The sequence below is a fragment of the Sphingomonas sp. genome (genome assembly GCF_019749955.1).
Classification (GTDB): Bacteria; Pseudomonadota; Alphaproteobacteria; order Sphingomonadales; family Sphingomonadaceae; genus Sphingomonas.
On the sequence record NZ_JAIEPC010000010.1, the window covers coordinates 14,184 to 27,315 of the forward strand.

Genomic DNA, 13,132 nt, shown 5'->3' on the forward strand with positions numbered 1-13,132 from the left:
CCCGCTGCGCGCGAGATAGGATAGGGCGCCGCGAAGCGCCAGTCGCTATTGCTTCGGCTGTTCCTCAAATTGCTTCAGCGCGGCGCGGGCCTGGGCGGCGGCTTCGCTGTCGGGGGCGAGTCGGACGGCTTCGCTCCATGCGCCGTGCGCGCCATCGGCGTCCCCGGTGGCGGCGGCGATATTGCCGACTTCGAGCATCACCGACGCATCATCGCGCGCCAGTTCAAAGGCGTGGGCAACATCGGCGCGCGCGCGCGAAAAATCATGCGTGCGGCGTGCGAGCGTAGCCGAGGCAAGCCACACGAGCGGGTCGGCGCCTGCCAATTTCTGGGCACGATCGAGATCGGCGCGAGCGCCATCGAGGTCGCCGAGCAGCACCTGCGCGCGCGCGCGGTCGAAGCTTGCCTCGCCACGCTGGAGCCCGGTCAGCGTCGCGGTGGCGAGCGCGGCGTCGAGCGCGCTGCGCGCCTTGGCGGGGTCGCCCTGTGCGAGCCGGGCGTTGCCCGACTGCGCCCAATAATGGGCCGCGCGCGAATCATGCGCGACTTCGGCATCTTGCGCCGCGCCCGCGAATTCATCCGCCGCCGCCAGCCAGCGCCGCTGATTGGCAAAGGCAATGCCCAGACACTGGCGCGCGAAATAGCCGCCACCCGCCACGCGCCACTGTGTTGCATCGGCTTCGCCCGCGTTCGGGTCCGATGTCGCGAGATCGACGCAGCGGTCATAACGCGCTTCGGTGGCATTGGTGGAGGTCGTCGCCGGGGCAGCCGGGGTCGGTGCCACCGGGCCAATGGTCTGGGCAAGCAGCAAGGCGTAGAGAGCGGTCAAGCAACAAGCTCCTCGATCGTGCGCAGGATCAGCGCAATGTCGCGGTCGCGCGACAGCCGGTGGTCGCCATCCTTGACAAGCAACGTCTGCACATCGGCTGAACGGATGAGCTCAGCAAGCCGCACGCTGCGCAGATAGGGCACATCGGGGTCGAGCATGCCGTGGATCAGCCGCACCGGTACATTGATCGCGATCATGCCCGCCATTAGCCGATGCGCTTCGCCTGACGCCCAGAAAGCGCGGGTATAGAGCGTCGGTGCCGAGCCATAGGCATTGGGGCGCTCGAGCCGCCCTTCGGACAGGATCACCATCTTCTCGTCAGTGGTGAAGCCCCAGTCGGTAAAGTCGGGCGCTGCCGCGATGCCGACCAATGCCGCGACGCGCTCGGGCCGGGCGAGTGCCGCCAGCAGCATCAGCCACCCACCCATCGACGATCCGACCAGCACCACCGGCCCCGCGACCAGGTCGATCATCGCCACCACATCATCGCGCCAGTCGGCCAGCCGCTGGTCGGCGAAGTCGCCCGGACTTTCACCGCATCCGCCATAATCGAAGCGCAGACAGGCCCGGCCCCGCGCCTTGGCCCAGACTTCGATCGCCAGTGCCTTGGCGCCGGTCATGTCGCTCGCATAGCCCGGCAGGAAAATGATCGTCGGCCAGCGACCGGGGGTCAGGTGGTGGACGGGGGTGGGGCGGGGCACATCATTCATGTCCCGCTCCATAGGCCCGATGCCTGGTCGATAGAAGCGCGCGGCTCAGCGTCCGGCGAGGAATTCCTTCAGCGCATCGGCAAAAGCGGTCGGCTGGTCGAGCATGATGAAATGCCAGCTGTCGGCGATGGGCACCAGCTTGGCCGGCGATCCAGCATAGCCGCCTTCCCAGATGACTTTCGGCTGCGGCCCCGCGCCGGTCGCATACAGCACGGTAAAGGGCTTGGCGGTAATTTTGGCGAGTTCGGGGCGCAGGTCAGTGGTCATCACTTCGTACAGCGCTTGCCCCGTCACCGCAGGCGCGGCTTTCGCGCCCCAGTTCGCCACCTTGATCCGCCCCTCGGCCTTGATCGACCAGATGCCGCCCGGGTCGGCGGTGACCGGTGCGGTCGGCTGCGGTGTCGCGATCGTCTGCGCGCGGGCCTGTTCTGCAAAGGGGCGCGCAGCGTCGACCGTCGCCGTCGGGCCATAGATCAGGCTGAAGAACGGCAGCGCATCGACCACCATCACACTGCCGGTCGCCGCCGGATAGCGCGCGCCCATCATCATCGCGAGCAGCCCGCCCATCGAATGACCGATGATCGCGGGCTTCTCGATCTTGTGCTTGGCGATGTAGCTGTTGAGATCGGCGGCAATCCCGTCGAGCACGCCCGGCTTCACATTCTCGCCAGGAGCGTCGCCGCCAAAGCCATTGACCTGCACCAGATACACGCGGTGCGTCTTCGCCAATTCGGACGCGACGCCGTCCCACACCGCGCGCGGACTCGCGAGGCCGGGGATCAGCATCACTGCCGACCCGCTACTGCCCATCGTCGTGACCGAGATATGCGCGAGCCGTTCCTCGGCGGGCGCCGTCTGGCACGACGCGCTGGTCGGGTGGAGGAGGGCGATGGGCGCCAGCACCGCCACGGCAAAATTCAACGCAAACCGATTCATGTCAGGCCTCCTTCGACGGGCTGGTGAAAATTTCTTCGATGGCGAGCTCGAACAGCTCGGCAATGCGGAAGGCGAGCGGGAGCGAGGGGTCGTAACGCCCCGTCTCGATCGCGTTGACGCTCTGGCGCGACACCTCGAGCCGGTCGGCAAGATCGCCCTGGCTCCACCCGCGCGCGGCGCGTAGCGCGCGCAAGCTGTTCTTCACGCGGCACGCGGCGGGAAGAAGCGGTTGACGACGCTGCTAACCCCCAGCCCGCCGAACCACAGTACCGCGATGTAGAAGGATTCGACATGTCCGACGACCTCGAAGCTTTCCATAAACCCCCAGATCGTCGCGATGCCGAGCGCAAAGCCGGTGACGACCAGCGTCTTTCGCACTTCCATCATGCGGATATATTCGTCGCTCTCTTCGATCAGATAGCGCGCGATGGCCGCGAACATGCCGATGATCGGCAGCGCCGGCAGCATCGACACGATCACCGCGACGACGCCCGACACGAGGTGATGGTTGAACACGTAAATCGCGGCAAACAGCGTGACGGCATAAACCGCGCTGAGCGCGAAGATGGTTCGGTTGTAGCGCTTGATGGCGCGCTTCGCGGACATAGTGAGCTTCCCTTCGACTCTGTGAAGGAAGCTTTGCAGTAAAGGTCGCTTGTCAGTCAAGGAGCCTTGTCATTCTGGCACTCAGATGATGTATTCCACCGTCTTCATCTGGCTGGTCGCCGCTCGCTTTGCCGCGCGTTTGGCGACGAGTTTCGCGTGCAGCCCTTCGATCGTGCGGCTGCCGGTGGTCTGGAAGGCGAAGGGCAGGAAACCGTGGATCACCGCACCAATCCCGCCCGCGATCATCGCGAACCCGAAGCTCGTCGCGACGCCGAAATGCTCGGTGAAGCTTTCGCCGACCGAGGCGGGGTGATCGAGGAACAGGCGACGGATCATGGCGGCTACTCGTGGTTGGCGGATGCGGGGATCGTATCAGACTGGTCGCGCGCTGTCAGGGCCGCGAGCATCTCGGCGGCGAGCAGGCTGAGCGTGTCGTCGCGCGCGCCCATCACGACGATGCGGTCGCCGGGGCGGGCTTCCGCGACGAGCGCGGTGGCGGCTGCGGCGCGGTCGGCGATGTAGCGTGCAGGCGCCGCGCGAGCGGTCAGATCGGCGACGATGTCGGCGCTGGTGACTTCGCGCGCGACCGTGCCGCCCTGATAGACCGGATCGGGCAGGATGAGGACATCGCCGTCCCGCAGCCGCTCGGCCAGACTGTCGACCAGCGCCGTCCGCATCACTTTCAACGGGCCATAGCCGTGCGGCTGGAACAGGATCAGCAGCCGCCCGGGAAAGGCGTGCAGCGTGTCGAGCGTTGCGGCAATCTTGTCGGGGTTGTGGCCGAAGTCGTCGATCACGGCCACGCCGTCGCCCACGCCAACCAGATCGAAGCGGCGTTTGAGGCCCTTGAACCCCGCGATCGCCCCGACCGCATCGGCAAGCGGCACCCCCGCCGCGCGCACCGCGCCGATCGCCGCCAGCGCATTGGCGACATTGTGGCGCCCCGGCACGTGCAGCGCGACCGGGACCGGCGCCGCGCCGCGTTCGCTCAGGTCGAAGGTGACGGCAAAGGGCGCTTCGACGACATTGCTCGCGCTCAGATCGGCGGGCGCGTCGACCGCGACAGTCATCCGGCGTTCGACCGGCAGCGCCGCCGCCAGCGCCGCCGCTTCGGGATCAGCGATGTTGATAACCGCAGTGTCGGCGCGACCAATGAAATCGCCGAACAGCAGCCGCAATTCCTCAAGCGATTTATGGTCGAGGCTGACATTATTGAGTACCGCCACGCCCGGGCGGTACAGGGCAATCGAGCCATCGCTTTCGTCGACTTCGCTAACGAAAACATCCCCCTCGCCGACCAGCGCACTCGCGAAGGGCGCCTCGGGCCGCGCGAAATTCTTCATCACCGCGCCGTTCATCACCGTCGGCTCGCGGTCGAGGCTGTGGAGGATCCAGCCGATCATGCCGGTGACGGTCGATTTGCCGCTCGTCCCTGCAACCCCAATCGACAGCCGCGCTTTGTTGAACAAATCGCTCAGCAACTCCGCCCGGCTCAGCCGCGCCGCGCCAACGTGCTCGGCGGCGATCATGTCCGGCACTGTCGGCTCGATCGCGGCCGAAGCAACGACGATCTGTTCGGGCGACGTAATCCCGCTGCCGTCCTGCGGGTGGAGCGCAATGCCGAGCGCTTCGAGTGCGGCAAATTTGGCGGGCACGCGCCCCTGATCGAGGCTGCGATCCGATCCCGCGACCGCCGCGCCTTGCCCCGCAAGGATCATCGCGAGCGGCATCATGCCCGATCCGCCAATGCCGACGAAAAAGTAGGATTTGCTAGAGCCCATGCGCCGAGGCTATCGCGATTATCACGGCGCTGGGCAAGGGATTGGGATCAACAATGCGGATTGGCGTGGTCGCCCCGGCGCGACCGATCGATCAGAATATCGCGGCGCAGGTGCAGGCCATCGCTGCCACCTATCCCGGCGTCGAGCTGGTTGTCTCGCCGCAATGCTTCCTGAGCGAAGGCCATTTCGCAGGGCCCGATGCCGTGCGCGCGGAAGCCTTTGTCGCGATGGCGAATGACCCGGCGATCGACGCGATCTGGTGCGCGCGCGGCGGTTACGGCTCGAACCGCATCCTGCACATGATCCGCGACCGGCTGGGGCCAGCGGCGGCGCGCAAAACCTATCTCGGCTATTCCGATTTCGGCTTCATGCTCGGCGCGCTTTACGCCCGGCGCATCGGGCGCGCGGTGCATGCGCCGATGCCGATCGACGTCAATCGCGACGGCGGCGAAGCAGCCGTGCGGCGCACGCTCGGTTGGCTGACGGGGGATCGCAGCGGGATCGAGCCGGGGCTGGCGGGGCGGCCCGCAGCGGCGTTCAACCTGTCGATCATCGCCGCGCTGGTGGGTACGCCATGGCTGCCCGATCTCGCCGATCATGTGCTGCTGATCGAGGATGTGTCCGAACCGCTCTACCGCATCGACCGGATGCTGTTCCAGCTCGCGCAGGCGACGCAGTTGAAGGGGCTGGCGGGGGTGCGGCTCGGGCGGATCAGCGACGTCCAGCCCAATGATCCGCCGTGGGGCGAGGCGCTGTCGGTGATGCTGCCGCGCTGGTGCGCCGAGCTCGGCGTGCCGTTCCTCGGCGAGGCCGATATCGGCCATGATGTGGGTAACAAGATCGTGCCGTTCGGGCTGGGCTGAGCCGCGCGTCAGCCGAGCGCGTCGGTAACGCGCGCGCGCAGCAGCGGCAATATGTCGGTCTCGAACCAGGGATTGCGGCGCATCCAGCCAGTGCTGCGCCAGCTCGGGTGCGGGAGCGACACTATGCCCTCGGGCGCGTCGCGTTGCTGCTGGACGCGATCAGTCAGCGAGTCGGCCTTGGCGCGCGCATAAGCGGCTTGCGCATATTGCCCGACCAGCACGGTCAGCCGGATCGCGGGCACTTCGGCGAGCAGCCGCGCATGCCATGTCGGCGCGCATTCGGGGCGCGGCGGCGCGTCGCCCGCCCCCGCGACCTTGCCCGGATAGCAAAAGCCCATTGGCATCAGTGCGATCCGTGCAGGATCATAAAAGGCATCGCGATCAATCCCGGTCCACTCGCGCAGCCGGTCCCCGCTCGGATCATCCCACGGCACGCCCGATGCGTGCACGGCCGTCCCCGGCGCCTGCCCGATGATCAGCACGCGCGCGGCGGTGCTCGCCTGCACAATCGGCCGCGGCCCGAGCGGCAGCTCCGCCGCGCAGAGCGTGCACGCGCGGATCTCGTGAAGCAGGTCGGGCAGTGCAGGGTTGAGACTCATGCCATTACCATAGCGCGCCCGTTCGGCGCGACGCGATAGTTTTCGCGCTAAATCATCGCCTGAGGGCCGAAGGCGGATGCAGCCCAACCTGCGCACCAACATGCGGGCCGAGGATGTCACCGAACGCTCCACCTCGCGCTCAAAGGGCTCGGGCTGCGACAGCGCCACGGTGCTGCCCAAGCCACGCGCCTGCCTCGGCAAAGGCCGGGGTCGGACCTCGCCGGGGGATCCGACGATGCGCCGGTGGGGCGATCTGCCTATACGGCGCGGGAAGAAGTGATCATCATTCAACTATTGGCGCAAGGCCAAGCACGAGTCAGGAGCTTTCCAGTTCGGCGAGCCGCGCCAAAATCTTGGGTTCCAACTGGTATATGTCGGTCAGGTCGGTGATCAGCGACCGCTCTTCGTCCCTGCCCACGAAAGTCGCGACATAGCGCGTTGTCCGGCTGTTGAAATAGAGCCTGACCACCGATTTGCGATTGTTGTCATCGAGCAGAACGGCACAGTAGGAGCGCTGATCACGCATCGCGATGCGCTTGGGCGCCACGACGCGCGAACAAATTGCCTGGACAATTCGATAACCGGCAATCTCATCTTCAGTGGTAATGATTTGCCCGTCGCCCGCATCATCAAGTGCCGCTGCGGAGGCCGTCGCCGTCGGTACCGGTGGCGGACTCGACACGTTCAGCGCAGATGTCAGCCGCTCGGTCACCATATCGCGCACAAGGTCAGCGATCGCGATCACCAGGTGCGCCTGAAACCGGTCCTTTACCGCTGCCGTCAGCTTGCCCTGGTGCACCTTCCCAGCCATCAACCGCACGAAGTCCTCGGACGGTGCCGCAAACTCCTTGCGCAGCTCTTCACGCAACAGTGATTGGGTCTTCAGCTTTTCCGCTTCTTCCACAATCCGGTCGACATCGAACGCCGCCTTGGTGAACCGCTCAAGCGTCGCAGGGTCGGATCGCCGCATCTCATCGAGCGAAAAGGTGAAGAACGGGCGATCGTCCATCTTGTTGGGCTGATCGATGTCGGAATAGAATTTATAGACGACGCCGTTGGTCAGCACCGCAACGCGTCCCTCGGTGACGCTGAAATATCGATAGAGCTGATTGCCGTGGTTCAGGTCGAGGGCGACGCCGGCCGGCTTGCACTCGACGAGCATCGCGACCTTCCCGCCCAGACAGATCGCGTAATCGACTTTCTCGCCCTTCTTCGTCCCGACGTCGGCCGTGAATTCAGGAATCACTTCCGACGGGTTGAAGACATCATAGCCCAGCGCTTGGAGGAACGGCATGACCAGAGCCGTTTTCGCGGCCTCCTCGGTCAGCAACAGGTCGCGGTGCTGCGCTGTTCGCTTTTCGAGTTCCGCCAGCCGTGTCGCCAATTCCATCGCCAACCCCCGCATTTTGGCTGAATTAGCCAGAATGTGGGACCTACGGCGCGTTACAAATTTTTTACGCCGCCTTCGCCCTGCTCGCGCGCTTGCGCTCGTTGGGGTCGAGGTAGCGCTTGCGCAGGCGGATCGACTTGGGCGTCACTTCGACCAGCTCGTCGTCGTCGATATAGGCAATCGCCTGTTCGAGCGTCAGCCGCCACGGCGGGGTCAGGCGGATCGCGTCGTCCTTGCCGCCGCTGGCGCGGAAGTTGGTGAGCTGCTTGGCCTTCATCGGATTGACTTCGAGATCGTCGGTCTTGGCGTTCTCGCCGATGATCATGCCTTCGTAGAGCGCTTCGCCCGGTGCGACCATCATGATGCCGCGCTCCTCAAGCGGCCCCAGCGCATAGGCATTGGCCTCGCCCGAACCGTTCGAGATCAGCACGCCGTTCTTGCGGCCTTCGATCTTGCCCTTGTGCGGGCCGTATTTCTCGAACAGCCGGTTCATGATGCCGGTGCCGCGCGTGTCCGACAGGAATTCGCCGTGATAGCCGATCATCCCGCGGCTGGGCGCGCTGAAGGTGATGCGCGTCTTGCCACCGCCCGAGGGGCGCATGTCGGTCATCTCGGCTTTGCGAATGTTCATCTTCTCGACGACGGTGCCCGAATATTCCTCGTCGACGTCGATGATGACCGTTTCGTAAGGCTCGGTCTTGCCGCCGTTTTCGTCTTCCTTGAACAGCACGCGCGGGCGGCTGATCCCGAGTTCGAAGCCTTCGCGGCGCATCGTTTCGATCAGCACGCCGAGCTGCAATTCGCCGCGTCCCGCAACTTCGTAGCTGTCGCGGTCGTCGCTTTCGGTGACCTTGATCGCGACGTTCGATTCGGCTTCGCGGAAGAGGCGATCGCGGATCATGCGGCTCGTCACCTTGCTGCCTTCGCGGCCGGCCATCGGGCTGTCGTTCACCGCAAAGCGCATCGACAGCGTCGGCGGATCGATCGCCTGCGCGTGCAGCGGCTCGGTGACGCTCGGGTCGGCGATGGTGTTGGCAACCGTCGCGATCGTCAGCCCGGCGAGGCTGATGATGTCGCCCGCATTGGCTTCATCGACCGGCAGCCGCTCAAGGCCCCGGAAAGCCATGATCTTCGACGCGCGGCCGGTCTCGACGATCTTGCCCTCGGGGTCGAGCGCGTGGATCGGCATGTTGGTCTTGACGCTTCCCGAAAACACCAGGCCGGTCAGGATGCGGCCGAGGAAATTGTCGCGGTCGAGCAACGTGACGAGGAACTTGAAGGGACCATCGGGGTCGGCCGAGGGGGCGGGGACATGCTCGACAATCTTGTTGAACAACGGGTCGAGCGTGCCTTCGCGGACATCGGGATTGTCGCCGGCATAGCCGTTGCGGCCGCTGGCAAAAAGCACAGGAAAATCAAGCTGATCGTCATTCGCCTCAAGCGATACGAACAGGTCGAACACTTCGTCGAGCACTTCCTGCGCGCGCGCATCGCTGCGGTCGATCTTGTTGACGACGACGATCGGGCGCAGCCCCAGCGCGAGCGCCTTGCCGGTCACGAACTTCGTCTGCGGCATCGCGCCTTCGGCGGCGTCGACCAGCAGGATCACGCCGTCGACCATCGACAGGATGCGTTCGACTTCGCCGCCGAAATCGGCGTGGCCGGGCGTGTCGACGATGTTGATCCGCGTCTTGTGCCCGTGATGATCATCCCACTCGATCGAGGTGCACTTGGCGAGAATCGTGATCCCGCGTTCCTTTTCCAGATCGTTCGAATCCATCGCGCGCTCTTCGACGCGCTGGTTGTCGCGGAAGGTGCCCGATTGGCGGAAAAGCTGGTCGACAAGGGTGGTCTTGCCGTGATCGACGTGCGCGATGATGGCCACGTTGCGGAGGCTCATAAGGTGTCCTGATATGTCTAAGGGATAAAGGCTGGCCGCGCGCATAGCGTAAATGTTGCGGCGCGGGAAGGGCCGCACGACGCGGGGTCAGCCGTCGCGCGCGATCAGCCGTCCGGCGGCGGCCATGTCGACCGGGCGCGAGTAGAAATAGCCTTGGCCATAGGTGCAGCCCATTGCCCGCAGATCCTGGCACTGGCGCGGGGTTTCAAGCCCCTCGGCAATCACCGACAGGTCCATCGTCGACGCGAGATCAAGCACGGCGCGCACAATGCCGCGACCGACCTTGCCGCGCTCGGGCCCCATTTCGGCGACGAAGCTGCGGTCGAGCTTTAATGTGTCGAACGGATAACGATGCAAATGGCCGAGCGACGAATAGCCGGTCCCGAAGTCATCAAGGCTGATCCGCACGCCGAGCGCGCGCAACTGGCGCATGATGCGCACCGCCCGGTCGGGATTGCTGATCGCGATGCTTTCGGTGATTTCGAGCGATACGGTGGCGGGTGCCACGCCGGTTTCGGTAATCGTATCGCGGACGATATCGGCAAAGCCGGGTTGCAGGAATTGGCGCGGCGAGACGTTGATGCTGATCGTAACGGGCACGCGATCGGGAAAGCGGTGGTGCCAGCCGACGGTTGCCTGGCACGCCTCGCGCAGCACCCAATTGCCGATCATCACGATCAGACCGGTTTCCTCGGCGACATCAATGAACTGCCCCGGCGCGATCAGCTCGCCCGGGCGGCGTTCCCACCGCAGCAAGGCTTCGAAGCCCGACAATCGATCGGTGCCGAGATCGACGATCGGCTGGTAATAAAGCTGGAACTCGCCGCGCCGCAGCGCCCCGCGTAGCGCATTTTCGGTGTTGAGCCGCGATGTCGCGCGCTGGCGCAGCACCGAATCGAACACCGCGACCTGGCCGCGCCCGCGCGCCTTGGCCTCATACATGGCGGTATCGGCTTTGCGCAGCAGGTCGAGCGCGGTGACGCATTCGGACACCGCATGGGCCAGGCCAATGCTGCCGCCGCTGTGGATTTCCGATTCCGCGATGATGTGCGCCTCGCTCAGCGAGTCGAGCAGCCGCATCGCCACGCGCTTGGGCAGCCATTCGTCGACGAAACCTTCGAGCAGCACCGTAAACTCATCGCCGCCCAGCCGCGCCAGCGTCCATTCGGGCCAAGGATCAGCACGGTCGACAGCACCACGCTCGAGCGCGGTGCGCAGGCGCGCGGCGGTGCCGATCAGCACCTTATCCCCTGCCTGATGCCCCAGGCTGTCGTTGATGAACTTGAACGCGTCGAGATCGAGGAACAGCACCGCCACGCGGTAATCGGGCTGGCGCGCCCGCCGCTCCAGCGCGCGCGTCACGCGGTCGTGGAACAGCGCGCGATTGGGCAGGTTCGTCAGCGGATCGTGCAGCGCGTCGTAAAACAGCTTGGCGGCAAAGCGTTCGCGCTCGATCACGCGGCCCAATTGCGTGCCGATCTGGCCCATCAGCGCGAGGAAGCTTTCGTCTTCGGCCGGGTTATCGCGCGCGAAAAACTCCATCACTGCCGCCACGTCATTTTGCACCAGCACGGGGAAGGCGAAGGCCGAATTGAGCCCGCATTGGCGCGCGACATCGCGGCGCGGGAAATTGGCGGCCTGGGTGATATCGCTCAGCCACAGCGGCGCGAAATTGTCGAGCACGCGCCCCGGCAGCCCCTCGCCACGCCGGAACTGGCGCGCGAGCGAGTCATCGATGAACGGCATCAGCCCAGCCGGGTCGGCGGCGTACCAGATGTCCGACGGCACCAGATTATCGGCATCGGCGGGATCGATCAGATAGACATTGCCGAACGCCCAGCCATTGGTCGCGCAAATCTCGGTAATCGCATAGATTAGCGCGTCGCGGGTGTCGGCGGCTTCATTGGCCTTGGCCGCGATCCGCTGGAGCAGCTCGATCCGTTGCTGCGACAGATAGAGCGCGCGCAGGCCGGTTTCGGCGATTGCTTCAGCCTCGGCGCGGGCCGCGCGCTCGCGCGCCAGTCGACGCTCGACGCGCTCAAGGGTGCGCGCGAGATCGGCCGCTCCGGTAAAGTCTTCGGGTTTCAGGACACCCATTGGACCGCGAGCTGGCAAGCGGGCGCGCCGTCGTGCATGCAGTCACGGTGCGCGACCGTAACGTGCTCGCCATAATGCGCAGCCGTCCCTTCGATGAACCCTTCAGCGAGCGCACACAGCTTGCGCGGCGAGGAATAGCCGATCACCAGCTCGTCATCGCCGGCGTGCTGAAAACGGAAATGCGGGCAGCCCGCGCCCGAATAGAGCTTGCGCACTTCGGGGTGGATGATCGTGTTGACGCTGAGCAGGAAATTGCGCGCATTGCTCGGCGCTTCGAAAAAGGCGGGGAAGCGCAACGCCAGCGCGGGGATTGCCGATTTGCCGAACCAGCGCAGGATTTCGGCGGGCGATTTGTCGAGCTTCGCAGCAGCAGCCGCCACCAGCGCCATGATCTCGCGGTCGTCATAGCTGCCGAGCGAGGTATAGGCGCCGTCGAGCTCGGTATCGTCGAGCAGATCGTCCCAGGTGCCGTCGCCGAATTGGCCGACCACCTGTTCTTCCAGCAGATTGAAAATAATGCCTTTCATGCCCGCGCCCCACTTCGAAATTCAGTGCTGCCATCGCCGATCGAGGTAAAGATTTGTTGAAGCGGCAGGCAGTTGCGCCCCAAAACGGGCAGGTCGCTTGCCCAAGGTTGGCGGTGGGCGGCAAAAGCGCGTAGGCGCGGGCGGCTTATGGACCATTTGCGCCGCTTCCTGCCCGATCGCTTCATCATGATCCTGGTCGCGACGTTGGTCGTGGCGACGCTGCTGCCCGCAACCGGCGGCCTGCTGGTAGCGATCGGCTGGGCGTCGAACGCGGCGATCTTCACGTTGTTCTTCCTCCACGGCGCGCGGTTGAGTCCGCAGGCGGTGGCGGCAGGCGCCAAGCATTGGCGATTGCAGCTCGCGATCCTGGGCTTTGGCTTTGCGCTGTTCCCGCTGGCGATGCTGGCGGCGCGGGCGGCGCTGAGCGGGCGGCTGGCGCCTGAGATATTGCTCGGCCTCGTGTTTCTCGGCGTGCTGCCGACGACGGTGCAGTCGTCGATTGCGTACACGTCAATTGCGCGCGGCAATGTCGCGGCGTCAGTGATTGCCTCGGCAGCGTCGAGCCTGCTCGGCGTGGTGCTGACGCCGCTGCTGTTTGCGCTGCTCGTCGGTGGCGCGATGGGTGGCGTGTCGCTGGAGGCCGTCGGCAAGGTCGCGCTGCTGCTGCTGGTGCCGTTCGCGCTGGGCCAGCTGCTGCGCGCCCGCGTGCTGGCGACGGTCGAGCGGCATGCCAAGCTCGCGGGGATGATGGACAAGCTGACGATCATACTCGCGGTCTATGTCGCCTTTGCGCAGGCGGCGACCGAGGGGCTGTGGGCGCGGATCTGCCTGACGAACAATGCCGCTGAACGCGAACTGCGCAGCGTCGCCCGGGGCAGGAAGGCATGGCTGTTCG

14 protein-coding genes and 2 pseudogenes are annotated in these 13,132 nt (G+C 65.4%); 4 read left to right on the forward strand and 12 right to left on the reverse strand.

Annotated features, from left to right (window positions below):
* Positions 1-45: 45 nt before the first annotated feature.
* The 7 genes from K2W81_RS03150 to K2W81_RS03180 form a co-directional block, all read right to left on the reverse strand.
* Positions 46-828 carry a hypothetical protein gene (locus tag K2W81_RS03150; RefSeq protein ID WP_294101217.1) on the reverse strand — a complete coding sequence of 261 codons (783 nt, stop codon included), beginning with the start codon at positions 826-828 and terminating at the stop codon, positions 46-48.
* Positions 825-1,538 (reverse strand): alpha/beta hydrolase, encoded by a 714-nt coding sequence (locus K2W81_RS03155; protein ID WP_294101220.1) that lies wholly within the window; start codon positions 1,536-1,538, stop codon positions 825-827. Before K2W81_RS03155 ends, K2W81_RS03150 begins: the two co-directional genes overlap by 4 nt.
* A 45-nt stretch (positions 1,539-1,583) precedes the next feature.
* The gene (locus K2W81_RS03160; protein WP_294101223.1) at positions 1,584-2,474 is read right to left on the reverse strand and encodes an alpha/beta hydrolase; all 891 of its coding nucleotides are present in this window, start codon (positions 2,472-2,474) and stop codon (positions 1,584-1,586) included.
* Between the two features lies 1 nt (position 2,475).
* Positions 2,476-2,679, reverse strand: coding sequence for a helix-turn-helix transcriptional regulator (locus K2W81_RS03165; protein WP_294101225.1), 204 nt, complete (start codon positions 2,677-2,679; stop codon positions 2,476-2,478).
* Positions 2,676-3,080, reverse strand: coding sequence for a hypothetical protein (locus tag K2W81_RS03170; RefSeq protein WP_294101227.1), 405 nt, complete (start codon positions 3,078-3,080; stop codon positions 2,676-2,678). The genes K2W81_RS03165 and K2W81_RS03170 overlap by 4 nt, the downstream gene beginning before the upstream one ends.
* Before the next feature lie 81 nt (positions 3,081-3,161).
* Positions 3,162-3,416, reverse strand: coding sequence for a DUF6356 family protein (locus tag K2W81_RS03175; RefSeq protein ID WP_294101230.1), 255 nt, complete (start codon positions 3,414-3,416; stop codon positions 3,162-3,164).
* A gap of 5 nt (positions 3,417-3,421) precedes the next feature.
* Positions 3,422-4,861, reverse strand: coding sequence for a Mur ligase family protein (locus tag K2W81_RS03180; protein WP_294101233.1), 1,440 nt, complete (start codon positions 4,859-4,861; stop codon positions 3,422-3,424).
* A 53-nt stretch (positions 4,862-4,914) separates the two neighbouring features.
* Here K2W81_RS03180 and K2W81_RS03185 point away from each other — a divergent pair, with 53 nt between their 5' ends.
* Entirely contained in the window at positions 4,915-5,724 is an 810-nt protein-coding gene (locus tag K2W81_RS03185; RefSeq protein ID WP_294101238.1) for an LD-carboxypeptidase, read from the forward strand.
* Positions 5,725-5,732: 8 nt separating this feature from the next.
* On the opposite strand, the gene K2W81_RS03190 is transcribed toward K2W81_RS03185, so the two are convergent.
* Positions 5,733-6,323, reverse strand: a complete 591-nt coding sequence (locus K2W81_RS03190) for a uracil-DNA glycosylase family protein (protein ID WP_294101241.1) — start codon at positions 6,321-6,323, stop codon at positions 5,733-5,735.
* Between the two features lie 76 nt (positions 6,324-6,399).
* Here K2W81_RS03190 and K2W81_RS03195 point away from each other — a divergent pair, with 76 nt between their 5' ends.
* The gene (locus tag K2W81_RS03195) at positions 6,400-6,603 is read left to right on the forward strand and encodes a hypothetical protein (protein ID WP_294101254.1); all 204 of its coding nucleotides are present in this window, start codon (positions 6,400-6,402) and stop codon (positions 6,601-6,603) included.
* Between the two features lie 36 nt (positions 6,604-6,639).
* Here the strand turns inward: K2W81_RS03195 and K2W81_RS03200 are convergent, their stop codons facing one another.
* The 4 genes from K2W81_RS03200 to K2W81_RS03215 all read right to left on the reverse strand — a co-directional run bounded on the left by K2W81_RS03200 (position 6,640) and on the right by K2W81_RS03215 (position 12,237).
* Entirely contained in the window at positions 6,640-7,653 is a 1,014-nt protein-coding gene (locus K2W81_RS03200) for a type I restriction endonuclease (RefSeq protein ID WP_294101244.1), read from the reverse strand.
* 124 nt (positions 7,654-7,777) lie between these two features.
* Positions 7,778-9,613 carry a translational GTPase TypA gene (typA, locus tag K2W81_RS03205; RefSeq protein WP_294101246.1) on the reverse strand — a complete coding sequence of 612 codons (1,836 nt, stop codon included), beginning with the start codon at positions 9,611-9,613 and terminating at the stop codon, positions 7,778-7,780.
* A gap of 87 nt (positions 9,614-9,700) precedes the next feature.
* Positions 9,701-11,710 carry a bifunctional diguanylate cyclase/phosphodiesterase gene (locus K2W81_RS03210; protein ID WP_294101248.1) on the reverse strand — a complete coding sequence of 670 codons (2,010 nt, stop codon included), beginning with the start codon at positions 11,708-11,710 and terminating at the stop codon, positions 9,701-9,703.
* Positions 11,698-12,237, reverse strand: coding sequence for a heme NO-binding domain-containing protein (locus K2W81_RS03215; protein ID WP_294101250.1), 540 nt, complete (start codon positions 12,235-12,237; stop codon positions 11,698-11,700). The genes K2W81_RS03210 and K2W81_RS03215 overlap by 13 nt, the downstream gene beginning before the upstream one ends.
* Positions 12,238-12,423: 186 nt before the next feature.
* Here K2W81_RS03215 and K2W81_RS03220 point away from each other — a divergent pair.
* Positions 12,424-13,002: pseudogene (locus K2W81_RS03220) on the forward strand (bile acid:sodium symporter); the annotation flags it as partial.
* 54 nt (positions 13,003-13,056) lie between these two features.
* Positions 13,057-13,132 (forward strand): annotated as a pseudogene (locus tag K2W81_RS03225) (transposase); the annotation flags it as partial.